We start from the raw sequence: 22,343 nt of genomic DNA, 5'->3' as shown, positions 1-22,343 counted from the left end.
CCTCGGCCGGGGCCGCCCCCTGCCCCCCCCCCCCCAGCCCCGCCCCCGCACCCCCGCCCCCCGCCGCCCGGTGGCGGCCACCGCCCTCCCGCCCGCCGCTGTTGATCATGAAGTTGTTGTCGCGACACGCCGACGACGAGCGCAATAACTTCATGATCATCGAGGAGGGGGCGGGTAGAGACGGGAAGAGCGGCGCGCCCGGGTGGGGCGGCCGCTCTTCGGGGCTGGGTGAGGTCAGCTGGGCAGGGTGGCGAGGTGCTGCTTGACCTGGGTGATCGAGGGGTTGGTGAGGGCGCTGCCGTCGGCGAAGCGCAGGGTCGGGACGGTCTGGTTGCCGCCGTTGACGCTCATCACGAACTCCGCGGCCTTCGCGTCCTGCTCGATGTCGACCACCTCGTACGCGATGCCCTCCCGGTCGAGCTGCGACTTCAGCCGGTGGCAGTAGCCGCACCACGGGGTGGAATACATCGTCAACATGGTCAGGTCCTCCAAGGGGTGGCTCGCGCCCGGTCCGATCAGGCCAGGCTAACCGCTGCAACATCGCGGAGGGCTGCAATGATTCCTGGCTGTGGCGGTTCACTCAGCGGCGGAACGGGTGCTGGCCGGGCTGGATCCGGAGCAGCGGGCCGCGGTGACCGCCCCGGCCGGCCCGGTCTGCATTTTGGCCGGCGCGGGCACCGGCAAGACGCGAGCCGTGACCTCGCGGATCGCCCACCGCGCGCTGACTGGTGACATCTCCGCCCGGCACGTGCTGGCGGTCACCTTCACCGCCCGCGCCGCCGCCGAGATGCGGGCCCGGCTCACCGCGCTGGGCGTCGGCGGGGTGCAGGCCCGCACCTTCCACGCGGCGGCGCTGCGCCAGGTCCGCTACTTCGCCCCCCGGCTGCTCGAGGGGCGCGCCATGCCGGAGCTGATGGAGAGCAAGGTCCGGGTGGTCACCCTGGCCGCCGCCAAGGTCGGCCTGCGCGCCGACCGGGCCGCCGCCCGCGACCTCGCCGGTGAGATCGAGTGGGCCAAGTCGTCCCTGGTCGAGCCGGGCGAGTACGTGGTGGCCGCGGCCAAGGCGCTGCGCGAGACCCCGTACGAGCCGGCGAAGGTGGCCGAGGTGTTCGCCGCGTACGAGCGGCTCAAGCGCGGCAACGGGGTGATCGACTTCGAGGACCTGCTGCGCGCCGCCGTGTGGGGGATCGAGGAGCACGCCGACGTCGCCGAGCAGGTACGCGGCCAGTACCGGCACTTCGTCGTCGACGAGTACCAGGACGTCAACCCGCTCCAGCAGCGGCTGCTGGAGGCGTGGCTCGGCGGCCGGGACGACCTCACCGTGGTCGGCGACGCCAGCCAGACCATCTACTCCTTCACCGGGGCGACCTCGTCGTACCTGGTCGACTTCCCGCGCCGCCACCGCACCGCCACGGTGGTCCGGCTGGTCCGCGACTACCGCTCCACGCCGCAGGTGGTCGGGCTGGCCAACGCGGTGATCTCGCAGGCCCGGGGCACCGAGGCCCGGCTGCGGCTGGAGCTGCACGGCCAGCGCCCGCCCGGCCCCGAACCCGAGTTGCGGATCTTCACCGACGAGCCGGCGGAGGCCAACGCGGTCGCCGCCCGCTGCCGGGTGCTGATCGACGGCGGCACGCCGGCCCGGGAGATCGCCGTGCTGTTCCGCACCAACGCGCAGTCCGAGGCGTACGAGAAGGCGCTCACCGAGGCGCAGGTGCCGTACGTGGTGCAGGGGGCGGAGCGGTTCTTCGAGCGGCCCGAGGTGCGGCAGGCGATGGTGGCGTTGCGCGCCGCCACCCGGTCGATCCCGGGGGAGACCCCGGTGCCGGCCGCCGTGGTGGAGGCGCTCGCCGCGGTCGGCTGGGCGCCCGACGCGCCCCCGGCCGGCGGCGCCGCGCGCGAGCGGTGGGAGGCGCTCGCCGCCCTGGTCCAGCTCGCCGAGGAGTACGCGGCGACGCCCGAGGTGGTGCCGATCGGCGAGGCGGCCGCGATCGAGCGCCCGGTGACGTTGAGCGACTTCAACGACGAGCTGGCGCGGCGGGCCGCGCAGCAGCACGTACCCACGGTGGAGGGAGTGACGCTGGCCTCGCTGCACTCCGCCAAGGGCCTGGAGTGGGACGCCGTCTTCCTGGTCGGCCTCGCCGAGGGCACCCTCCCCACCACCTACGCGAAGACCCCGGAGCAGGTCGAGGAGGAGCGGCGGCTGCTCTACGTCGGGATCACCCGGGCCCGGGAGTGGCTGTGGCTGTCGTACGCCGCGGCCCGCTCGCCGGGTGGCCGGGCCCGGCGGCCCTGCCGGTTCCTGCCGCAGCTCGACCGCTCGGGGGGTACCGAGCGGGCGGGCGCCGGCGCGGTCCGGCGTGCCGAGCGGCGGCGTCCCCAGGTGGTCTCCTGCCGGATCTGCGGCGCCACCCTGCTCGCCGGGGCGGACCGCAAGCTGGGGCGCTGCCCGACGTGCCCGTCCGACCTGGACGAGGAGCTGTACGCACGGCTGCGCGAGTGGCGGCAGCGGGTGGCCGAGGCGCAGAAGGTGCCGGCGTACGTCGTCTTCACCGACGCCACGCTCACCGCGCTGGCCGAGCGGAGGCCGGGGCGCAGCGAGGAACTGATCGCGATCGCCGGGATCGGCCCCCGCAAACTGGGACTTTACGGTGATACGGTGCTGGCCCTGGTGGGGGGCGCGACGGTGGACGACGTCTGCCCGCAGAAAAGTTTCGAAATCTAGCCGTAAATCGTTTGCCCTCGCACCGAGGCGAGGAATAGCCTCAGGACACACCTCGCGAGCGGCGCCATTCCGGCTGCTCACGGGGGATGAGTCCATGGTCGGCACGAGGAAAGTCAGGGAGGTGGCATCAATGGAGACCTACATCTACGAGCGTCCGCTGGCGATGCCAGCTGCCTGCGCTCCGCTGTCGGCTGTCCGGGTGGCCCTTGCCGCTCGACCGTCGGTCCCGCAGGTGCACCAGGTCCAGGTTCAGGCCGAGCTGAACCTGACCGTGGCGCCGCTGGCGGGGATCGAGGGGACCAGTGGCTTCACGGGCATGGGCATCGGCGCCAACAAGCGCACGGATGTCCGCGGTGTTCCACCTCGAGGTAGACCGGTCTGATCCACCAGACCACCGGCTCACCTCGAGGCCGCGGAACCCGCACACCGGGATCCGCGGCCTCAGTGTTTTTGCACCGCAAGTACGTCGGAAATGCGATCCACGAGATCGAAGTGAGAGAGAGGTGACCGGAGGATGAGTCTGGCGTTGGCCCCGCTCGACGTGAGCGTCGAGGTGGAGGCGAACCTGCCCTGCCGGAAGTTCGACCCCGACCTGTGGTTCTCCGACTCGCCTGCCGAGCTCGAGCTGGCCAAGTCGCTCTGCGGGGACTGCCCGCTGCGCGTCGAGTGCCTCGCCGGCGCGGTGGAGCGGGCCGAGCCCTGGGGCGTCTGGGGCGGCGAGATCTTCGAGCGTGGCGCGGTCGTCCCGCGCAAGCGGCCCCGTGGCCGTCCGCGCAAGGAGGACCTCGCCCGCGACGCGCAGCTCCGGGTCGAGGCCGAGGCGCGACTGGCGGCCAGTGGGCTGTCCGAGTCGCGTAACGCGGTCCGGCTGGCGGCCTGACACACCCCGTTCCAACGTCCCCGCCGGTGAGCCCACCGGCCGCGAGAAAGTCGAAACCGATGCTGCACCTGCCGAACGGAACCGAGATGCAACTACTTCATGAAGCGTTGTCCCGGGCTCGAATGCCCCGGCCTCAGGCCGGTCGCACCACCACGAGCACTGAGGCAACCCGTTCCGCCCGTACCGTCGCGATGAAGAGCCGGCGCCAGTCGGCTCGCGACCTGGGCGCTCTCTAGATCACTACCCACACACACGGGGGCGGCGGCCGGATGGCCGCCGCCCCCGTGGCACGTCAGCCCACCGGGGCGAAGCCGGGCAGCCAGCGCTCCAGGATCGCCCGGTAGGGGGCCTTCGCCTCCAGCTGGCAGAGCACCCCGATCGAGCCCAGCGTGACCCGGTGGATCATCAGGTACGACGGGGGCAGGTTGAGCTGGCGGCTGAGCTGGTAGGCCGGCGAGCGGGGATTGGCCAGGCGGGCCGCCTCGGACCGCAGCCAGGCCCGGGTGAACCGGAACTCCTCGGCGGCGATCGGCTCCAGCATCGGGCGGAGGAAGTCCAGCACCGCCTCGGCGTCGATCGGCTCGGTGGGGCTGACGAAGCCCTCCTTCCGCAGGCCGGCCACCACCGCCTCCGCGTCGCCGCGCAACGACAGCGCGGCGATCCGGCCGATCGGCTCGGGGGTGCCCTCCGGCATCCGGGCCACCGCGCCGAAGTCGATCACGCCGAGCCGGCCGTCCGGGAGTAGCCGGAAGTTGCCCGGGTGCGGGTCGGCGTGCAGCAGCCCGGCCCGCATCGGCGCGGACAGGTGCAGCTCGGCCATCAGCCGCCCCGCCTCGTCGCGCTGCTCCTCGGTGCCCTCCCGGATGATCTCCGCCAGCGGCGTGCCCTCGACCCATTCGGTGATCAGCACCCGGGGCGAGGCGTCCAGCACCTCGGGGATGTAGATGTCCGGGTCGTCGGCGTACGCGGCGGCGAAGGCGCGCTGCGACTCGGCCTCCAGCTCGTAGTCCAGCTCTTCGGTGATCCGCTCCCGCAGCTCGACCAGGAGCGGCTTGACGTCCAGCCCGGGCTGGATCGCGCGGAACATGCCGCCTAGCCGGGAGAGCTGCTTCAGGTCGGCGAGCAGGGCGTCGCCGGCGCCCGGGTACTGGATCTTCACGGCCACGTCCCGGTGGTTCGGGGCGCCGTTCGGGCCGTACCCCGGGTCCCGCCAGACCGCGCGGTGCACCTGGCCGATGCTGGCCGCGGCGGCCGGGGTGTCGTTGAACTCCACGAACCGGTCCCGCCAGTCCGGGCCGAGCTGCTCGACGAGGACCTTGTGCACGGTGGCCGCGGGCAGCGGCGGGGCGGCCTCCTGGAGCTTGGTGAGCGCCTGCCGGTAGGGTCCGGCGATCTCCTCCGGCAGCGCCGCTTCGAAGACCGACAGGGCCTGGCCGAACTTCATCGCCCCGCCCTTGAGCTGCCCGAGCACGCTGAACAACTGCTCGGCGGTGCGCTGCTGGATCTCGGCGGAGATGACCTCGGAGGCGAGCCCGGTGACCCGCTTGCCCATGCCGAGGACGGTCCGGCCGGCGAAGCCGAGCGGCAGGGCGGCGAGCTTGGCGGTCCGGGACACGGCCCGGCGCGGGATGTCGGTCACCCGGTCATTGTTACCGACTCGGAGGGCCCACTGCTGCTACGAAGCCCGGACCGGTGGGCCTGACCCGGATCGGGCGACGCCCGGAGCAACCGCAGGACGGGTGCGGCGGCCACTGGCGGCGGCGGAATCGGCCGGCCCCGGCGACCTCGACGGCGCAACCAAGGGTCTCCGGGGTGCTGCCGTCGAGGTGGGCCAGCGCCTCCGCCGCCGCGTACGCCACCGCCGCGAGCCGGGTGGTGGCGGCGCAGGCCCGTTCGGCGTCGTCGGCGGCGAGCTGGGCGGCGAGCGTGGGCCAGTCCGGGTCGCGGTCCACCCGGTGCAGGTCGAGGCAGTTCAGGCAGGGACCGACCGGCGGCCGGACCAGCGGGCCGATCACCGGCACGCCGCCCCGCAGGTCGACCAGCAGGTGGGGCTGGCGGCGCTGGGCGTACCCGGTGGCCAGCAGGGCCGCCGGCCGGTCCGTGCCGAGCTGGACCACCAGGTCGACGCGGCCCCGGCGGAGCGGCCCGGTCTCCGTACCCGGGGCGGACCGGCCCAGCTCGGCGCGGACCGCCGCTGCCAGCGGCCGGCCCACCTCCGCGGCGGTCAGGCCGGTCCCGACCAGGTCGCCCGGGCGGACCGGACCGGGCAGCTCGGGTGCGACGTGCCCGACGCCGGCCTGCGCCAGCGCGACCGCGATCGCGGCACCGAGCCGGCCGGCGCCGGTGACCAGCACGCGCGCCGCCCGGCGGCGGCGCAGCACCTGGGCCGGGGTGCCGGGCAGGGCGGGGGTGGCCAGCGCCAGGGCGTCGGCCTCTCCGGCGAGCCGGGTCCGGACCGGCCCGGCGAGCTCCCGGGGGAGCAGGCTCTGCGCCGGTACGACGAGACCGGCGCCCCGCAGCGTGTCGAGCAGGACGCGGGCCTCGTCGGGCGCGACCCGCGCCGTGGCCGCGTACGCGAGGACGGCACGTTCGCTCCGGGTGCCGTCCAGCAGGTCGAGCAGGCGGGCGGCGCGGGGGTTCGTCACCTTGAGCAGGACGGCGCGGCCGGGCTCGATCCCGAGCTGGAGGGTGTGCCGGTCCCGCCAGAGGCGGGCCAGGCCCGGCAGGAGGGTGGGACGGGCGAGGGGTGTCGGGTCGGCCATGCCACGAATCGTGACCGTGTCCGCGCGCTCCGTCGATCGTTGTCCACAGGTGCGCCGGGCCGTGGCCAGGGTTGTCCACAGAAAAAGGCGGCTTTTCCACAACTCGGCGGTAACCGGTGTCGGTCAGCCGACAGTAGGGATCGAACGGACGCGGGGAGGGGTGGCCGTCGGCCACCCCTCCCCGCGTCGATCCGTACCGGTCAGACCTTGGCCTTGCCCAGGATGCGGTTCACTGTTGTGCCGCACACCGGGCACTTGCCCTTGGCCATGTTCATACCGGTCTTGGAGACCTCGATGCGTCCCTCGAAGTCCCGCTTCTCCTTGCACTTGACGCAGTAACCGTTGTAGGTCTGGGCCTGGTCGGCCACGGTAGCCCCTCCTCGTCTCGTCCGCCGGACACGCCGTCCCGGCGGGTTCCCCGGCGGCGGGCCACGCGGGGCACCGGCGCTGGGTCGTTCTCCGCGGCCACGCTCGTGACCGCTGGTTGGCGGACCCTACCCAGGTCTGGGCGGTTCCATGTCAGCTCAGCATCGACACTGTGAGCTAGTCGACGTCGAGAGTGTGCATGCCGAGCCACGTCGGATAAGTCAGTTCCGCAGGGACACGCCGGGCAAATACCCTCAGATCGCCCCTTCGAGCCGCCCCGACGCGACGTGCGTCCGTAGATCACTTAACGTGTGCGGGGCGGGCAGGTGACGGGCGGGGGCCCCGGCGGGGCCGCCACGAAGGGTAACCGGGCAGGGTTCCGGGGCTGCCGCAAAGATTTTTTTTGGGACGCTGGGCGACCAACCACCATTTTCCGGGCGCGTGTCATCGTGTTGACTCTTGCGGACTCCTGGTCATTACGCATTAGCTTGCTGTCGTGACAGTCATCCGAGGCTGCGCGGGCCAGTGATGGCCGGGACGCGGAAGCCCGTCGTCGAGGTACGGCGCAGTCAGCGCCGGCGACGGACGGTGTCCGCGTACCGGGACGGGGAGCGCGTCGTGGTGCTCATCCCCGACCAGTTCTCGCGCGCCGAGGAGAGCGAGTGGGTCGACCGGATGCTGGCCCGGCTCGCCGCCCGGGAGGGCCGGCTCGCCCGCTCCGACGCCGAGCTGCTCGCCCGGGCCACCCGGCTGATCAACCTCTACCTGCCCGAGTACGGCGCCGCCGCCTCGCCGGCCAGTGTCCGCTGGGTCACCAACCAGAACGGCCGCTGGGGCTCCTGCACCCCCGCCGACCGCACCATCCGGATCTCCCACCGGCTCCAGGACATGCCCGACTGGGTGATCGACTACGTGCTCCTGCACGAGCTGGCGCACCTGATCGTGCCCAGCCACAACGCCCATTTCTGGGCCCTGGTGGGCCGGTATCCGAAGACCGAGCGGGCCCGGGGCTACCTGGAAGGCGTCGCCTCGGCCTCCGGCCTCCCCCTCGCCGACTGAACTCGCCACCGAGAACGCCTGCCTAGGACGACGGCCGGAGGCGGCCTGCGCTGGTCGCGTCGCGGAAGCCTACTCGGGCGGTCGGTGATTCATTCTCGTCATCAAGTTCGTAGCGTCCAGTTGGCCATCGATCGGGCCCGGCGCTGGCAGCCCGTCCCGGCCGCCCGACCTGGTCGACCGGGCGCTGGCCAGGGCGTCGTCGTAGCGGCCCGCAGACGGCGGCCGGCGGCGTCCGAGGTGGCTCCGGTGGGGGTTAGGGTCGGAGCGTGGCTCGACGTGTGGTGGTGGCGTTGCTCGCTCCGGTGGCGTGGACGCCGCCGGGAATCGACCCGACGCGGTGGCGCACGGCGCTCGCCGAGGACGTCGTGGACCTGCTCGCCACCCTCAACGAGGTGGAGACCGCGGTGGCGGTGACGCCCGGGGACCGCTGGCTGGCCGACGCCGTGGTGTGGCCCGGCACCGCCGTGTACGAGGTACCGGAACCCACCGTCAACGCGGTGTTCGCCGCGCTGGCCGGCACCGACCGGGCCGCCGCAGCCGGCGCCGACCGGGCCGCCGCGGCCGGCACTGCCGAGCGGGCCCACTACGACCAGGCGGCCGTGGTGGTCGCCGACGCGCCCGACGTGCCCGGGCTCACCCTCGGCAAGCTGCTGCGGCCGCTCTCCAGCCGCCCGGTGGCGGTCGCCCCGGTGGAGGATGGCGTCCCCGGTCTGCTCGGCGTGGCGGCCCGGCTGCCCGTACCGGACTGGCTGCCGGTGCTGGACCTGGAGACGGCCGCACCGGCCGAGGTGCGCGCGGCCGCCCCCCGCCCGGGGGACGTGGCCGTCACGGTCGGCTGGCGCCGGTTGCGCGGCCCGGCCGACCTGGCCGTCCTCGACCCGGCCGTCGAGGGCTGGGAGGCGACCCGCGCCCTCCTCTCCGCCCAGCCCCACTGACCGCCGCCGAGACGCAGCCGGATCCGCACAACGTCCGGGGAGTTGTGCGGATCCGGAAGGGCGTCAGGACTTCTTGTCGTCGTCCTCGCCCGGGGACTGCTCCTCCGGCGCGCCGGGGGCGGTGAAGTCGAAGCTCGCCAGTTCCTCGTCCAGGTCGCTGGTGGTGGCGGCGAACGCCTCCGGGTTGGCGAAGTCGTCGTCGGAGGGGAGCAGGTCGGGGTGACCCCACACGGCGTCCCGGCCGGCGATTCCCCGCTGCTCGGTCAGCGCCGCCCAGAGCACGGTGGCCTCGCGCAGCCGGCGCGGCCGCAACTCCAGGCCGACCAGGGCGGCGAAGGTCTGCTCGGCCGGCCCGCCCGCGGCCCGGCGCCGGCGGAACGCCTCGCCGAGGCGTACGACGTTGGGCAGCCGCTCGCCCGCGGCACTGTCGACCACGTGGCACACCCAGCCTTCGACCAGGGCGAGCACGGTCTCCAGCCGGGCCAGGGACGCCTTCTGCGACGGGGTGTCCTCCGGGGTGAAGATGCCCTCTAGGGCGATCGCCTGCATCGACTCCGGGTCGGTCGGGTCGACCCGGCCCATCGCCTCCTCGATCGCCTCCCGGTTGACCCGGATGCCCGCGGCGTAGTTCTCCACCGCGGTGAGCACGTGCCCGCGCAGCCACGGCACGTGCTGGAAGAGCCGCTGGTGGGCGGCCTCGCGCAGGGCGACGTAGAGCCTCACCTCGTCCTCGGGCAGCTCCAGGCCCTCGCCGTACGCCCGGATGTTGGCCGGGATGAGCGCCGCGGTGCCGGCCGGGCCGAGCGGCAGGCCGATGTCGCCGGCGGAGAGCACCTCGGCGGCGAGCGAGCCGAGCGCCTGGCCGAGCTGGCCGCCGAAGAGCGCCCCGCCCAGCGTGGCGACCATCGACTGCATCGGGCCGAGCTGGGCCCGCGCCTCCGGCGGCACCAGGTCGCCCATCGCGCCGACCATCCGGCTGGCCACCGGGTCGCAGAGCTTGCGCCACACGTCCAGGGTCTTGTAAATCCACTCGTTGCGGTTCCAGGCGACCGAGCTCCGGATGCCGGAGGGCCACGACGTGGCCGGCTCCAGCCAGAGGTCGGCGATGCGCAGCGCCTCCTCCACCGCGTTGCGTTCGAACGGCGAGACCGCCGGGTCGCCGCTGGCGGCGAGCTGGCTCGCGGCCACCTGCCGGGCGAGGTCCCAGTTGACCGGCCCGCTGCCCGGCGCCGAGAGCAGGTGCTGCAACTGCGCCATGAACTGCTGCATCTGTGCGGGATCGTTGGGGTCTGGTGGTTGCCCACCCGGAAGCGCGAAGCCGAACGGAATATCAGGCACGAGGTCTACGGTACGCGTGCCTTGCCGCAGGTCGCGCCCGCTGGCGTTGCGCTGAGGGCGAAGTCCGCCGGTCGTCGCGCGGGACGCTTCCGCCCGGATCGGTACGCTCTGCCGCATGAGACGTCGCGGCGTGACCGTCCTCCTCGGTGCACTGCTCACCGCCCTGCTCAGCGTCGGGGTGCTGAGCGTGCCCATCCCGTACGTGGTGCTCGGTCCCGGCCCGACCGTCAACACCCTGGGCAGCGCGGACGGCAAGGAGATCATCCAGGTCACCGGGCGGCCGACGTCCACCTCCGCCGGGCAGTTGCGGCTCACCACCGTCGGGGTGCAGCCCACCGTCCGGCTCCGGTCGGCGCTGGCCGGCTGGTTTTCCAAGGACGAGGCGGTGGTGCCCCGCGAGCTGGTCTACCCGCCGGGCGAGTCGCGGCAGGAGATCGACAAGCGCAACGCGGAGGACTTCCAGAACTCGCAGACCAGCGCGGAGACGGCGGCCCTGCGCGAGCTGGGCTACCCGATCCAGGTGCTGGTGAAGGCGGTGACCGCGGGTGGGCCGTCGGTCGGCGTGCTCCGGCCCGGCGACGTGCTCACCTCGGTCGACGACCAGCAGGTCACCAGCGCGGCCAGGCTCACCGAGCTGATCCGGGCCAAGCCGGCCGGCACCGCGCGGGAGATCGGGTACCTCCGCGACGGGGTGGCCGCCACCGCCACGGTGACCAGCCGGGAGCAGGACGGCCGGCCGCGGATCGGCGTCGAGATCGACCAGCAGCAGCCGCACCCGTTCACCCTCAAGATCGACCTCGGGGACATCGGTGGGCCGAGCGCCGGGCTGATGTTCGCCCTGGGCATCGTCGACAAGCTGGAGCCGGCCGACCTGACCGGCGGAAAGATCATCGCGGGCACCGGCACCATCGACGACGAGGGCCGGGTCGGCCCGATCGGCGGCATCGCGCAGAAGTTGGTCGGCGCCAAGGATGCCGGCGCGAAGGTTTTCCTGGTGCCCGCCGACAACTGCGCCGAGGCGGTGCGCAACCCGCAGCCCGACCTGCCGCTGCTCAAGGTGGCCTCGCTGGACGACGCGCTGAAGGCGTTGGAGACGCTGCGCGCCGGAGGGCAGCCGACCCGCTGCTGAGCCGGCCCGGTGGCCCCGCGCGAGGATCGTGACGTGACCTTGACCCGACGTGTTCAGGAACACCCCGTACTCTGGGTGCCTGGTCGGAGCCGATCACATCGAGCGTGCGGAGCCAACAGTGGTCATGCGTAGCAGTCCCCTGCCGAGGATGAGCCGGCGCGGACGCGTCACCATCGGGGTCCTGATCGGGGTGTTCGTCCTCTTCACCCTGCTCGGGTGGGGAGTCAACGCCTGGACGGACTGGCTCTGGTTCGAGGAGGTCCACTACACCCAGATCTTCACCGGGGTGCTCGCCACCCGGCTGCTGCTCTTCCTGGTGATCGGGTTCGGCATGGCGGCGATCGTCGCCGGCAACCTCTGGCTGGCGTACCGGCTGCGGCCGCAGTTGCGCCCGCACTCCGCCGAGCAGGCCACCCTGGAGCGGTACCGGATGCTGCTGACCCCCCGGCTCGGCACCTGGATCGCCCTGGTCGCCGCCGTCATCGGGCTCTTCGCCGGGCTGTCGGCGCAGAGCCGGTGGAGCCAGTGGCTGCTGTTCCGCAACGGCGGGAGCTTCGGCGTCAAGGACCCGGAGTTCGGCGTCGACGTCGGCTTCTACGTCTTCCAGTTGCCGTTCTGGCGCTACCTGCTCGGCGTCGGCTTCACCGCGGTGGTGCTCGCCCTGCTCGGCGCGCTGGCCATGCACTACGTCTTCGGCGGGGTGCGGCTGCAGGGCATCGGCGACCGGATGACCAGCGGCGCCCGCGCCCACCTGAGCACGCTGGTCGCGGTCTTCATCCTGCTCAAGGCGGTCGCCTACGTCCTCGACCGGCGGGCGATGCTGCTGGAGTACAACGAGGGCGCCAAGCTCTACGGCGCCGGCTACGCCGACGTGAACGCGCTGCTTCCGGCCAAGGAGATCCTGGCCTACATCTCGATCGTGGTGGCCATCGCGATCATCGTGTTCTCCAACGCGGTGATGCGGAACCTGGTCTGGCCCGGCATCTCGCTCGCCCTGCTCGGCGTGTCGGCGGTGGCGATCGGCGGCATCTACCCCTGGGCAGTGCAGACCTTCGAGGTGAAGCCGAGCGCCCGGGACAAGGAGGCGCCGTACATCCAGCGCAGCATCGAGGCGACCCGGGCCGCGTTCGGGCTGGCCGGGACCAAGATCACCCCGTACGCCGCGAGCAACCTCACCCCGCCGCCCAGCCTGGCCACCGACACCTCGGTGGTGGGAAACGCCCGGCTGCTCGACCCGCAACTGGTCTCCGAGACGTACACCCAGCTCCAGCAGGTGCGCGGCTTCTACGACTTCGGCCCGAAGCTGGACATCGACCGGTACGCCGTGGACGGCAAGACCTCTGACTACGTGGTCGGCGTCCGCGAGATCAACTACGACGAGCTGACCCCGCAGCAGAGCAACTGGATCAACCGGCACACCGTCTACACCCACGGTTACGGGCTGGTGGCGGCGCCCGCCAACCAGATCTGCGGCAACGGCATGCCGTACTTCGTCTCCGGCTTCCTCGGCGAGGCGGACAAGGAGGCGCAGGGCTGCGCGTCCGCGACCGAGGAGATCCCCGCCCAGCAGCCGCGGATCTACTACGGCGAGCGGATCAAGGCCGACGACTACGCCATCGTCGGGCAGACCGGGGACCGCAACGTCGAGTTCGACCGACCGACCTCGACCGGGGGCGAGCAGTACTACACGTACACCGGCGAGGGCGGCGTCAAGATCGGCTCGTTCACCCGCCGGCTGCTCTACGCGATCAAGGAGCAGGAGTCGAACTTCCTCCTCTCCGAGGCGGTGAACAAGGACTCCAAGCTGCTCTACGTCCGCAACCCGCGGGACCGGGTGGAGAAGGTCGCACCGTTCCTCACCCTGGACGGCGACCCGTACCCGGCGGTGGTGAACGGCCGGATCCTGTGGATCGTGGACGGCTACACCACCGCGGCGACCTACCCGTACGCCGATCGGGTCAACCTGCAGGCCGAGACGGCCGACGAGCTGACCGGCCGGGGCACCTTCCAGCTCGCCCGGGAGAACGTCAACTACATCCGCAACTCGGTCAAGGCCACCGTCGACGCGTACGACGGCACGGTCAAGCTCTACGCGTTCGACGACACCGACCCGGTGCTCAAGGCGTGGAACAAGGCGTTCGGCGGCGACCTGCTGCTGCCGAAGGGCGACATCCCGGCGGAGCTGGCCGAGCACTTCCGCTACCCGGCGGACCTGTTCAAGGTGCAGCGGAACCTGCTCACCCGGTTCCACGTCACCGACCCGGGTGACTTCTACTCCGGCCAGGACTTCTGGCAGGTGCCGAACGTGCCGGACGCGCCGGACAGCGGGCAGAAGCAGCCGCCCTACTACCTCTTCACCCAGCTCCCGGGGCAGCAGGCGCCGCGCTTCCAGCTCACCTCGGCGGTCACCCCGAACGGCCGGCAGAACCTGGCCGCGCTGATCTCCGGGTCGTACGTCGACGGCCAGCCGAGGCTGGAGGTGCTGGACCTGCCGGACCAGACCCGTACCGCGGGCCCGGTCCAGGTGCACCAGCAGATGACCAACGTCGGCGACATCCGGCAGCAGCTCAACCTGCTCTCGTCCAACCAGGCGCAGGTGCAGTACGGCAACCTGCTCTCGCTGCCGTTCGGCGACGGCATGCTCTACGTCGAGCCGGTCTACGTGAAGAGCAACCAGCAGGACGCGTTGACGCTGATGCAGCGGGTGCTGGTGTCGTACGGCGACGGCTCGTACGCGGTGCTGGCCAACAACCTCACCGACGGCATCAAGCAGCTCGTCGAGCAGGGCAAGCGCGCGCCCGGGGGCACCCCGCCCAGCACCGGCGGCGCCCCGCCGACGACGGGCGGCACCAGCCCGCCGGTGCTCACCGGTGCGCTCGCCGAGGCCGCCGGCAAGGTGCAGAGCGCGATCGCCGAGGTCAAGGCCGCCCAGACCTCCGGTGACTTCGAGCGCTACGGGCGGGCCCTGAAGGCGCTTGACGAGGCGATGACCGCGTTCCAGGAGGCGCAGGTGGCGGCCAACGCGTCGACCGCCCCGTCGCCCAGCGGCAGCCCGTCCGCGTCGCCGCCGGCCGCGCCCTCGTCCTCGCCGACACCGAACGGCTGACGCCGGCCCGACCAGATCGAGCCCGTGCCCGGAGACCCGTGGTGGTCTCCGGGCACGGGCTCTGTCGTATACCGGACGGAACGCCCGCAACCCGACACCCGGCTCGCCCGTCATCAGTGCAGGTGGACCGAGGGGAGGCGGGATCTCCAGATGAGGGACACGAACAGTTTTGACGACTTCTACCGGAGCACGTCGGGGCGGGCGCTGCGGTACGGCTACGCGGTGGCGGAGGATCCCGGCGAGGCCCAGGATCTCGTCCAGGAGGCGTACGCCCGGGCCTGGCGCCAGTGGGGGACGCTGACCGCTCACCCGGCCCCCGAAGCCTGGCTGCGGTTGGTGATCAGCCGGCTGGCCACCGACCGCTGGCGGCGGTTGCGCGGCTGGCGGCTGGCGGCCAGCCGGACCGGCCCACCGGACGACGTCGGGCCTCCCGGGGAGGACAGCGTGCTGCTCGTCGGCGCGCTCCGGCAGCTGCCGGTCCGCTATCGGCAGGCCCTCGCGCTGCACTACCTGTTCGACATGCCGGTGGCGGAGATCGCCCGGGAGGCGGGGGTCCCTACCGGCACCGTGAAGTCCTGGCTGTCCCGGGGGCGTACCCGCCTCGCCGAGCTGCTGCCCGGCCTGGCCACCGAGGAGCTGGAGGTCGACGATGTCGCGTGAACTGACCCGCCTCTACCGGGCGCTGGCGGCCGACACCGACCCGCGGGCGCTGCCGGATCCGGACCAGGTGCGCCGGCGGGCCGACCGCCGGGCGCGGAACCGGGCCACGCTGGGCGCGCTGACCGCCGCCGTGCTGGTCGCCGGCACGGCCGTCGGCGCCCGGCTCGTGCTCGCCGCCGGGCCGGACGTCCCACCCGGGCCACCCGCCGCCACCCCCACGGCCGGGGCGTCGACCCCGCCCGCCTCCGGCACGCCGTCGCCGAGCCGGAGCGCCGCCACCCCGTCCCGCACGCCCGCGGCTCCCAGGACCAGCGCCCGCCCCCCGGCCACCACCCCGACCAGCATCCCGGACCGGGCCTTCTTCGCCCTGCCCGCCGCCAACGACGCGGGCACGGGCAGCCAGTTCGTCCCCGGACCGGTGCTGCCGGCCCTGTGCGGCGCCACGCCCGGCGAGGCGCAGGTCGTGACGCGCCGGGCGCGGACGCTGGCGGTCAAGCTCGCGGGCGCGGCAGCGGATGCCGTGCCGGACGGCAGCTACCGGCAGAGCGTCACGGTCTACCGGGCCGGCCGGGCCGACGACGCGCTGCGCGAGCTGAGCCAAGCGGTCCGGGGCTGCCCCGAGCAGCCGCTCGCGGACGCGCCGGGGGTGACCGTCACCCAGCGGCTGCTCGACGGCGCCCGGTACGGCGACGAGTCGGTGCTGTTCGAGACCCGTACGCCGTACCGGGACGTCAACGGCGCGCCGACCGGCGGCGACGAGGTGCACCTGATCCGGGCGGTCCGGATCGGCGACGTGGTGACCGTGCTCTGGGAGCAGGGCTGGGAGGGCACGTCGACGGATCGGTCGCAGTTCGAGGCGGACAGCCGCCGGGCGACCGAGGCGGTCCGGAGGTGGCTGGGCTGACGGCCGTTTTGCGCCCCCTGGGGTCGGTGCGCTACGGTTGACGGACCGACGCGGGGTGGAGCAGCTCGGTAGCTCGCTGGGCTCATAACCCAGAGGTCGCAGGTTCAAATCCTGTCCCCGCTACCACGCCGGAACGGCCCCGAGGAATCCCTCGGGGCCGTTCTCGTTGTGCCGCCGACGGTCGACGCGCCGTGATCGGGGGGGCCGGCTGATCTCCGCGGCGGGGATGCGATAAGCTGTACGAGCCGACGCGGGGTGGAGCAGCTCGGTAGCTCGCTGGGCTCATAACCCAGAGGTCGCAGGTTCAAATCCTGTCCCCGCTACTCGTCACGAAAGGTCCCGGAGTTCGCTCCGGGGCCTTTCCTCGTCCTCCGGGCTCTTCCGTTCCGCCCGGCCCTGCGTCCTGCCCGGGTTGCGCCGCTCGGCGAGGATGGGGGGCATGTCTGCTTGGAACAGGTGGTGGGGCCGGCTCGGCGCGGTCCTCGGTGCGGTCGTGCTCTCCGTGTTCGTGCCGGTCGCGGCCTGGGCGTCCACGGGTACCGGCGAACTGGTGGTGGAGGCGGCCCGGCGGCGGTCCCGGGGCGGCGGCTTCGGCTTTCTCGGGCTGCTCTGCTGCCTCGTGGTGGTCGGCGGGATCGTGCTGATAGTGCTGTTGCTGACCCGCGGCCGGCGGAATCGCCCGCCGCGCTGACCGCCGTCCCGTGCCGTCGTCCGCCGTGCCGGGTCCGCGCTCCCGGGCCGGGCCCGTCACTCGGCCAGGGCCGCGTTCGCCTGCGCCATGAACCGGGAGGTCGCCGCCCGGGCCCCGGACCGCTTCGCCCGGATGCTCTCGGCAGCGGCGACGAGCAGGGTACGCACCCGCGCGTGGCCCCGGGGTGGCGGCGCCGGCGCCGGTCCGGTGACGCTGTCCAGGTCGACGCCGAGGGCCACCAACTGCTTCGCGGTCGGGTCGGTCAGGCCCGCCGCCACCGACTGCCGGACCGGGACGCTGGCGTTCAACCCGCGTTCAGTGCCGAGGATGCGGCCGGCCTCCGTGTCGGTGGCCAGGAAGTTGATCACGTCGATCACCACCTCGGGGTGGCGGGTGCCCCGGAACGCGGCCCAGTACATCGACGCCCGGGGCCACTGGGCAGCCGGGCTGCCGGGGAAGCTGGTGAGGCCCAGCTCGTCGCGGGTGCGGCTCTGCAGTTCCGGTAGCTCATGGGCCCAGGCGAAGGAGGTGGCCGCCTGCCCGGTCACCACGAGCTGGCGCGCCAGGTCGCCGGTGTCCGCTAGCTCCGTCAGCGCGGTGCCGGGGGTGGCGCGGGAGTTGCGGGCCACCTCCCAGAACTCGAACCAGCGCAGCAGGTCGCCGGAGCCGAAGCCGAGCTGCCGGCCCCGGTAGAACTCGCCGCCCTGGCCGCGCAACCAGAGCCAGAGGGCCCGGTAGTCGCCGGAGGGGTCGGTGGTGCCGGCCACCCGGTTGCCCGAGGCGCGGGTGAGCCGGGCGGCCCACTGCACGTACTCCGGCCACGGCATGTCCAGGCGCGGCTCGGGCAGCCCCAGGCGGCGCAGCACGTCGCGGTTGTAGACCAGCGCGGCGTAGGTCTGCGCGGCGGGGACGGCGACGGTCTGGCCGTCCACCTGCCCGTACCGGGCCAGGTTCTCCGGCAGGCCGCGCAGGTCGAGGCGGTGGTCCGCGACGTACCCGCTGAGGTCGAGGACGATCTCCCGCCGGGCGTACTCGGTGAGCACTGTGTCGTCGATCTGGAACAGGTCGGGCACGTTGCCCCCGGTGGCCTGGGTGGCCAGCCGGTCGTAGTAGCCGGTGAGGTCCTGCGAGGTGACCCGGAACTGCACCTTCGGGTGCCGCGTCGAGTAGAGCCGCAGCGCCCGTTCGGTGGCCTCGGCCCGCGCCTTCCCGCCCCACCAGAACACCGACAGCTCGACGGGCCCCTCGTCGACCGGGCTCTCCTGCTCCGGGCCGCAGCCGGCCAGCCCGCCGGCGAGCAGCGGCACCCCCACCAGCGCGCCGAGGAGCCGCCGCCGGTCGACGCCGGGGCGGGGTACGGACTGCGGAGCGCGCACGGGTTCTCCCTGGGGCACGGGCGGCTGCTGCGGACGGATCATTTACACAGGGCCCGGGCGGGGGTGTCAACGGCGGCGTGGTGCGCCGTATCGATGGATGCCGGTGCGATGATCGGTGGCCGCGCCGGGCGGCGGGGCGGCGCGTGGTGTACTAGGCGCCGTGGAACTTCTGCACTCGGGCAAGGTCCGGGACGTCTACGCCGACGGCGACGAGCTGATCCTGGTCGCCTCCGACCGCATCTCCATCTACGACGTGCCGCTGCCGACCCCGATCCCGGACAAGGGTCGCCTGCTCACCGCACTGTCGCTGTGGTGGTTCGAGCAGCTCGCCGACCTGGTGCCGAACCACGTGATCTCCGCCACCGACGTGCCCGAGGAGTTCGCCGGCCGGGCGATCCGCTGCCGCCGGCTGGACATGGTCCCGGTCGAGTGCGTGGCCCGCGGCTACCTCACCGGTGGCGGCTTCGCGGAGTACCAGCGCACGGGGGCGGTCTCTGGCGTGGAGCTGCCGCGGGGGCTGGTGGAGGCGTCCATCCTGCCCGAGCCGATCTTCACCCCGTCGACCAAGGCCCCGAAGGGCGAGCACGACGAACCGATCACCTACGCGCAGGTTGTCGACAAGGTCGGCGCGGAGACCGCCGAGCGGCTGCGGCAGATCACCATCGACGTCTACCGGCGCGGCGCGGAGATCGCCGCCGAACACGGCGTGCTGATCGCGGACACCAAGATCGAGCTGGGCTGGGCGCCGGACGGCAGCCTGCTCCTCGCCGACGAGGTGCTCACCTCCGACTCGTCCCGGTTCTGGCCGGCGGAGTCGTACCAGCCGGGCCGTGCCCAGTTCTCCTACGACAAGCAGTACGTCCGGGACTGGGCCACCGAGAGCGGCTGGGACCGGCAGCCCCCGGCGCCGGAGGTGCCGGCCGAGGTGGTCGAGGCGACCCGGGCCCGCTACGTCGAGGTGTACGAGCGGCTCACCGGCAACACCTGGAGCTGACCCGGGCACCGGCTCGCCGGCCCTACCGGGCCCCACGACGATGCGGCACCGCCCTGCCCGACGCCGGACCCGTACGATCGGCAGTCGTGCGTGACATTGCCGTGTTCGGCGGGACCGCCCACCCCGACCTCGCCGCCGAGATCTGTGCCCACCTGGGCGTCCCGCTGCATCCGGTGCGGGTGTCCCGGTTCGCCAACGACTGCCTCGAGGTGCAGTTGCAGGCGAACTGCCGCGAGCGGGACGTCTTCCTGATCCAGCCGCTGGTGCCGCCGGTGCAGGAGCACCTGGTCGAGCTGCTGCTCATGATCGACGCGGCCCGGGGCGCGTCGGCCGGCCGGATCACCGTGGTGCTGCCGCACTACGCGTACGCCCGGTCGGACAAGAAGGACGCCCCGCGCATCTCCATCGGCGGCCGGTTGGTGGCCGACCTGCTCACCTCGGCCGGCGCGGACCGGGTGCTGGCGATGACCCTGCACTCGCCGCAGGTGCACGGCTTCTTCAGCGTCCCGGTGGACCACCTGCACGCGCTGCGCGAGCTGGCCGCCCACTTCCGGGGCCGTGACCTGAGCAACGCCGTGGTGGTCTCGCCCGACCTGGGCAACGCCAAGGAGGCGGCGGCGTTCGCCCGGATGCTCGGCACCCCGGTGGCGGCCGGGGCGAAGCAGCGGTTCAGCGACGATCGGGTCAAGATCAGTACGGTGATCGGCGACGTGGCGGACCGGGACGTCATCGTGCTGGACGACGAGATCGCCAAGGGCAGCACGGTGATCGAGCTGATGGCCCATCTGCGCGAGCGGAAGGCCCGCTCGATCCGGCTGGCCTGTACGCACGGGCTCTTCTCCAGCGGGGCGCTGGAGCGGTTGAGCGAGCAGGACGGGGTGCTGGAGATCGTCTGCACCAACACGGTGCCGATCCCGGCGGAGAAGCGGGTGCCGAAGCTGGCGGTGCTCTCGGTGGCGCCCGCCCTGGCCGAGGCGATGCGACGGATCCACAACGGCGAGTCGGTGAGCGCCCTGTTCACCTGACCGCTGCGTCCGGGTGCCGACAGCCGAGGCCGGCCGCGTGCTCCTCACCGGCCGGCCGCAGCGAGCGGGCTCAGCCGACGGCCGTGGTGATCCGGACGATCGTGCCCGCCTGGCCGGTCTCGACCGCCATCGTGTCGCTCAGCTCCCGGGCCAGCCACAGACCCCACCCGCCGGCGATGTCCGGGGCGGGCCGGTTCCGGTCGCCGAGCCGCTGGGCGCTGATGCCCTGGCCGTGGTCGGCCACCTCGCAGACCAGCTCCCCGGCCTGGCACCACAGCCGCAGCCAGCCCTGGCCGCCGCCGTGCCGCACGGCGTTGGTGATCAGCTCGTTGATCGCCAGCACGAAGTCGTCCCGCCGCTGGCCGCTCAGCCCGGCGGCGTGCACGCAGGAGGTGACCGAGTGCCGTAGCTCGGTCACCTGGGCCTGATCGAAGGCCTCGGCGATGAGGAGGGTGGGTTCGATGGGCACAACCGTACGCGGTGCGGGGAATTCTGCATTCGTCATGGCCCCGTCCCGGCGGTCGATCTCGGCGATTTTCGCGGCTTTTCCACCGTACGTCAGGGTTTCCCGGGTCGCACCCGCCACCCCGCTCGGGCCGGGCTGTGGCATGGTGTCGCGCATGCCGTCGTCCCCGGGGGGCCTGGAGGTCCCGCTCTGGCGGTCCATCGCGGTGTTCCGGTTCGCCTCGCTGGCGTACGTCGGGTTGCTGGTGCTCCGCGACGCTCACCGGTACGCCCACCCGCTCGCCGCGGGCGGCGTACTCCTCGGGATGCTGGCCTGGACCGGGGTGACCGCGGCCGGCTACGCGCGCCCGGCCGGGCGGCGCTGGCCGCTGCTCCTGGCCGACCTCGGTGTGGTGCTGGCGATCATGCTGGCCACCCCGTGGGTGGTGGGCCGCGCGGCGCTCGCCGCCGGCGTGCCCACCCTGACCGTCGCCTGGCTGGCCGGGCCGGTCCTGGCCTGGGCGGTCTCCGGCGGCCGGCGGCGCGGCGCGATCGCCGCGCTGGCGCTCGGTGGGGTCGACCTGGCCACCCGGACGCGGATCAGCCAGTCCTCGCTGACCGGGGTGATCCTGTTGCTGCTCGCCGGCGCGGTGGTCGGGCACGTGGCGCGGCTCGCCGTCACCGCCGAGGAGCGGCTGCAGCGAGCGGTGGAGCTGGAGGCCGCCACCCGGGAGCGGGAGCGGCTGGCCCGGCACATCCACGACTCGGTGCTCCAGGTGCTGGCGCTGGTGCAGCGGCGCGGCGCCCACCTGGGCGGTGAGGCGGGCGAGCTGGCCCGGCTGGCCGGCGAGCAGGAGGCCGCCCTGCGCGCCCTGATCGGCCGCGCCGGAGCCGCGCCGGCCGACGAGGGGGGCACCCGGGACCTGCGCGACCTGCTCGACCGGTACGCCTCGGCGACGGTCGAGGTCGCCGCGCCGGCCACCCCGGTGCCGCTGCCCGCCCGGGTAGCCGCCGAACTGGCCGCCGCGGTCGGGGCGGCGCTGGACAACGTGGCCCGGCACGCCGGCGGGCGGGCCTGGGTGCTGATCGAGGACGAGGGGGAGACGGTGACCGTCTCGGTACGTGACGAGGGGCCGGGGATCCCTGCGGGGCGGCTCGCCGAGGCGGCGGCGCAGGGCCGACTCGGAGTGGCGCAGTCCATCCGGGGCCGGGTGGCCGACCTGGGCGGCGAAGCGCGTATTGTGTCCGCCCCCGGGGCCGGCACGGAGATCGAGCTGAGCGTGCCGAGGAGCGCCCGATGAGCACCGGCGTACGAGTCATGGTGGTGGACGACCACCCGATGTGGCGGGAGGGGGTGGCCCGCGACCTCACCGAGGCCGGGCACCTGGTGGTGGCGACCAGCGGGGAGGGGCGGCAGGCGGTCCGGGTGGCTGCGGCGGTCCGCCCCGACGTGGTGGTGCTCGACCTGCAACTGCCCGACGTCTCCGGCGTCGAGGTGATCCGCGGGCTGCGCGCCGCGCTGCCGGACGTACGGGTGCTGATGCTGTCGGCCAGCGGCGAGCCGCAGAGCGTGCTGGACGCGGTCAAGGCGGGGGCCACCGGTTACCTGGTCAAGTCGGCGGCGCCGGCCGAGTTCCTGGACGCGGTCCGCCGCACGGCCGCCGGCGAGCCGGTCTTCACGCCCGGACTGGCCGGGCTGGTGCTGGGGGAGTACCGGCGGCTGGCCACCGGGCCGGCCGCCCCGCACGACCCGGCGCCCCGGCTCACCGAACGGGAGACCGAGGTGCTGCGGCTGGTGGCCAAGGGCCTGTCGTACAAGCAGATCGCCGAGCGGCTCGGGCTCTCGCACCGGACGGTGCAGAACCACGTGCAGAACACGCTCGGCAAGCTCCAGCTGCACAACCGGGTCGAGCTGACCCGCTACGCCATCGAGCAGGGCCTGGACGACTGAG

21 protein-coding genes and 2 tRNA genes are annotated in these 22,343 nt (G+C 73.3%); 16 read left to right on the top strand and 7 right to left on the bottom strand.

The window, feature by feature from the left end; all coding sequences use genetic code 11:
* Window positions 1-234: 234 nt before the first annotated feature.
* Complete coding sequence (locus FXF52_RS12090; RefSeq protein WP_148796464.1) at window positions 235-477, bottom strand: mycoredoxin; 243 nt, start codon at window positions 475-477, stop codon at window positions 235-237.
* A 91-nt stretch (window positions 478-568) separates the two neighbouring features.
* Between FXF52_RS12090 and FXF52_RS12085 the strand changes: the two genes are divergently transcribed.
* The 3 genes from FXF52_RS12085 (at window position 569) to FXF52_RS12075 (ending at window position 3,602) form a co-directional block, all read left to right on the top strand.
* Complete coding sequence (locus FXF52_RS12085) at window positions 569-2,722, top strand: ATP-dependent DNA helicase UvrD2 (protein ID WP_148796462.1); 2,154 nt, start codon at window positions 569-571, stop codon at window positions 2,720-2,722.
* A 130-nt stretch (window positions 2,723-2,852) separates the two neighbouring features.
* Window positions 2,853-3,104, top strand: a complete 252-nt coding sequence (locus FXF52_RS12080) for a hypothetical protein (RefSeq protein WP_148796459.1) — start codon at window positions 2,853-2,855, stop codon at window positions 3,102-3,104.
* Between the two features lie 132 nt (window positions 3,105-3,236).
* Complete coding sequence (locus tag FXF52_RS12075) at window positions 3,237-3,602, top strand: WhiB family transcriptional regulator (protein ID WP_148796457.1); 366 nt, start codon at window positions 3,237-3,239, stop codon at window positions 3,600-3,602.
* Between the two features lie 292 nt (window positions 3,603-3,894).
* Here the strand turns inward: FXF52_RS12075 and FXF52_RS12065 are convergent, their stop codons facing one another.
* From FXF52_RS12065 to FXF52_RS41580, 3 genes are all read right to left on the bottom strand, one after another.
* On the bottom strand, window positions 3,895-5,241 hold the full coding sequence (locus tag FXF52_RS12065) for an AarF/ABC1/UbiB kinase family protein (protein ID WP_148796453.1): 1,347 nt from the start codon (window positions 5,239-5,241) through the stop codon (window positions 3,895-3,897).
* A 10-nt stretch (window positions 5,242-5,251) separates the two neighbouring features.
* Complete coding sequence (locus tag FXF52_RS12060; RefSeq protein ID WP_148796451.1) at window positions 5,252-6,364, bottom strand: TOMM precursor leader peptide-binding protein; 1,113 nt, start codon at window positions 6,362-6,364, stop codon at window positions 5,252-5,254.
* A 200-nt stretch (window positions 6,365-6,564) separates the two neighbouring features.
* Complete coding sequence (locus FXF52_RS41580; protein WP_165945332.1) at window positions 6,565-6,732, bottom strand: DUF5679 domain-containing protein; 168 nt, start codon at window positions 6,730-6,732, stop codon at window positions 6,565-6,567.
* A gap of 526 nt (window positions 6,733-7,258) precedes the next feature.
* Here FXF52_RS41580 and FXF52_RS12055 point away from each other — a divergent pair.
* Entirely contained in the window at window positions 7,259-7,789 is a 531-nt protein-coding gene (locus FXF52_RS12055; RefSeq protein WP_148796449.1) for a M48 family metallopeptidase, read from the top strand.
* A 266-nt stretch (window positions 7,790-8,055) separates the two neighbouring features.
* The gene (locus FXF52_RS12050; RefSeq protein ID WP_148796447.1) at window positions 8,056-8,724 is read left to right on the top strand and encodes a hypothetical protein; all 669 of its coding nucleotides are present in this window, start codon (window positions 8,056-8,058) and stop codon (window positions 8,722-8,724) included.
* A gap of 63 nt (window positions 8,725-8,787) precedes the next feature.
* Here FXF52_RS12050 and FXF52_RS12045 read toward each other — a convergent pair whose 3' ends face one another.
* Window positions 8,788-9,993, bottom strand: coding sequence for a zinc-dependent metalloprotease (locus FXF52_RS12045; RefSeq protein WP_148796501.1), 1,206 nt, complete (start codon window positions 9,991-9,993; stop codon window positions 8,788-8,790).
* Between the two features lie 184 nt (window positions 9,994-10,177).
* Here FXF52_RS12045 and FXF52_RS12040 point away from each other — a divergent pair, with 184 nt between their 5' ends.
* From FXF52_RS12040 to FXF52_RS12010, 7 genes are all read left to right on the top strand, one after another.
* Window positions 10,178-11,191: a PDZ domain-containing protein gene (locus FXF52_RS12040; RefSeq protein ID WP_187413457.1), complete on the top strand. Its 1,014-nt coding sequence runs from the start codon at window positions 10,178-10,180 to the stop codon at window positions 11,189-11,191.
* Between the two features lie 124 nt (window positions 11,192-11,315).
* Entirely contained in the window at window positions 11,316-14,297 is a 2,982-nt protein-coding gene (locus FXF52_RS12035; RefSeq protein ID WP_187413456.1) for a UPF0182 family protein, read from the top strand.
* A 150-nt stretch (window positions 14,298-14,447) separates the two neighbouring features.
* Window positions 14,448-14,957 (top strand): RNA polymerase sigma factor, encoded by a 510-nt coding sequence (locus FXF52_RS12030; protein WP_148796443.1) that lies wholly within the window; start codon window positions 14,448-14,450, stop codon window positions 14,955-14,957.
* Complete coding sequence (locus FXF52_RS12025; RefSeq protein WP_148796441.1) at window positions 14,947-15,861, top strand: hypothetical protein; 915 nt, start codon at window positions 14,947-14,949, stop codon at window positions 15,859-15,861. Before FXF52_RS12030 ends, FXF52_RS12025 begins: the two co-directional genes overlap by 11 nt.
* A 49-nt stretch (window positions 15,862-15,910) precedes the next feature.
* Window positions 15,911-15,987: transfer RNA gene (locus FXF52_RS12020), tRNA-Met, on the top strand.
* A 123-nt stretch (window positions 15,988-16,110) separates the two neighbouring features.
* Window positions 16,111-16,184, top strand: a tRNA-Met gene (locus tag FXF52_RS12015).
* Between the two features lie 116 nt (window positions 16,185-16,300).
* Window positions 16,301-16,552 carry a hypothetical protein gene (locus tag FXF52_RS12010; RefSeq protein WP_148796439.1) on the top strand — a complete coding sequence of 84 codons (252 nt, stop codon included), beginning with the start codon at window positions 16,301-16,303 and terminating at the stop codon, window positions 16,550-16,552.
* Between the two features lie 56 nt (window positions 16,553-16,608).
* Here the strand turns inward: FXF52_RS12010 and FXF52_RS12005 are convergent, their stop codons facing one another.
* A complete protein-coding gene (locus FXF52_RS12005; protein WP_148796437.1) occupies window positions 16,609-17,928 on the bottom strand; it encodes an ABC transporter substrate-binding protein in 1,320 nt (439 codons plus the stop codon).
* Between the two features lie 160 nt (window positions 17,929-18,088).
* On the opposite strand from FXF52_RS12005, the gene FXF52_RS12000 reads away from it, so the two are divergent.
* Both FXF52_RS12000 and FXF52_RS11995 read left to right on the top strand, forming a co-directional pair.
* On the top strand, window positions 18,089-18,922 hold the full coding sequence (locus FXF52_RS12000; RefSeq protein WP_148796434.1) for a phosphoribosylaminoimidazolesuccinocarboxamide synthase: 834 nt from the start codon (window positions 18,089-18,091) through the stop codon (window positions 18,920-18,922).
* An 86-nt stretch (window positions 18,923-19,008) separates the two neighbouring features.
* Complete coding sequence (locus FXF52_RS11995; RefSeq protein ID WP_148796432.1) at window positions 19,009-19,947, top strand: ribose-phosphate pyrophosphokinase; 939 nt, start codon at window positions 19,009-19,011, stop codon at window positions 19,945-19,947.
* A 70-nt stretch (window positions 19,948-20,017) separates the two neighbouring features.
* Here FXF52_RS11995 and FXF52_RS11990 read toward each other — a convergent pair whose 3' ends face one another.
* Window positions 20,018-20,452 carry an ATP-binding protein gene (locus FXF52_RS11990; RefSeq protein WP_148796499.1) on the bottom strand — a complete coding sequence of 145 codons (435 nt, stop codon included), beginning with the start codon at window positions 20,450-20,452 and terminating at the stop codon, window positions 20,018-20,020.
* Window positions 20,453-20,567: 115 nt separating this feature from the next.
* On the opposite strand from FXF52_RS11990, the gene macS reads away from it, so the two are divergent.
* Together macS and FXF52_RS11980 are read left to right on the top strand one after the other, a co-directional pair.
* Window positions 20,568-21,692, top strand: a complete 1,125-nt coding sequence (gene macS / locus FXF52_RS11985; protein ID WP_148796430.1) for a MacS family sensor histidine kinase — start codon at window positions 20,568-20,570, stop codon at window positions 21,690-21,692.
* On the top strand, window positions 21,689-22,342 hold the full coding sequence (locus FXF52_RS11980; RefSeq protein WP_148796428.1) for a response regulator transcription factor: 654 nt from the start codon (window positions 21,689-21,691) through the stop codon (window positions 22,340-22,342). Before macS ends, FXF52_RS11980 begins: the two co-directional genes overlap by 4 nt.
* Window position 22,343: the final 1 nt, after the last annotated feature.

It is taken from the genome of Micromonospora sp. MP36 (assembly GCF_008119785.1).
Classification (GTDB): Bacteria; Actinomycetota; Actinomycetes; order Mycobacteriales; family Micromonosporaceae; genus Micromonospora.
Note: the sequence above shows the minus strand (reverse complement) of the source record. Positions and strands in the feature narration are given on the sequence as shown.

Coding starts and splice junctions, on each gene's coding strand:
- FXF52_RS12090 (WP_148796464.1), bottom strand. CDS start 477: ATGTTGACGATGTATTCCACCCCGTGGTGCGGCTACTGCCACCGGCTG.
- FXF52_RS12025 (WP_148796441.1), top strand. CDS start 14,947: ATGTCGCGTGAACTGACCCGCCTCTACCGGGCGCTGGCGGCCGACACC.
- FXF52_RS11980 (WP_148796428.1), top strand. CDS start 21,689: ATGAGCACCGGCGTACGAGTCATGGTGGTGGACGACCACCCGATGTGG.
- FXF52_RS12010 (WP_148796439.1), top strand. CDS start 16,301: ATGTCTGCTTGGAACAGGTGGTGGGGCCGGCTCGGCGCGGTCCTCGGT.
- FXF52_RS12030 (WP_148796443.1), top strand. CDS start 14,448: ATGAGGGACACGAACAGTTTTGACGACTTCTACCGGAGCACGTCGGGG.
- FXF52_RS12040 (WP_187413457.1), top strand. CDS start 10,178: ATGAGACGTCGCGGCGTGACCGTCCTCCTCGGTGCACTGCTCACCGCC.
- FXF52_RS12080 (WP_148796459.1), top strand. CDS start 2,853: ATGGAGACCTACATCTACGAGCGTCCGCTGGCGATGCCAGCTGCCTGC.
- macS (WP_148796430.1), top strand. CDS start 20,568: ATGCCGTCGTCCCCGGGGGGCCTGGAGGTCCCGCTCTGGCGGTCCATC.
- FXF52_RS12075 (WP_148796457.1), top strand. CDS start 3,237: ATGAGTCTGGCGTTGGCCCCGCTCGACGTGAGCGTCGAGGTGGAGGCG.
- FXF52_RS12045 (WP_148796501.1), bottom strand. CDS start 9,993: ATGCAGCAGTTCATGGCGCAGTTGCAGCACCTGCTCTCGGCGCCGGGC.
- FXF52_RS12060 (WP_148796451.1), bottom strand. CDS start 6,364: ATGGCCGACCCGACACCCCTCGCCCGTCCCACCCTCCTGCCGGGCCTG.
- FXF52_RS12035 (WP_187413456.1), top strand. CDS start 11,316: ATGCGTAGCAGTCCCCTGCCGAGGATGAGCCGGCGCGGACGCGTCACC.
- FXF52_RS12055 (WP_148796449.1), top strand. CDS start 7,259: ATGGCCGGGACGCGGAAGCCCGTCGTCGAGGTACGGCGCAGTCAGCGC.
- FXF52_RS11990 (WP_148796499.1), bottom strand. CDS start 20,452: ATGACGAATGCAGAATTCCCCGCACCGCGTACGGTTGTGCCCATCGAA.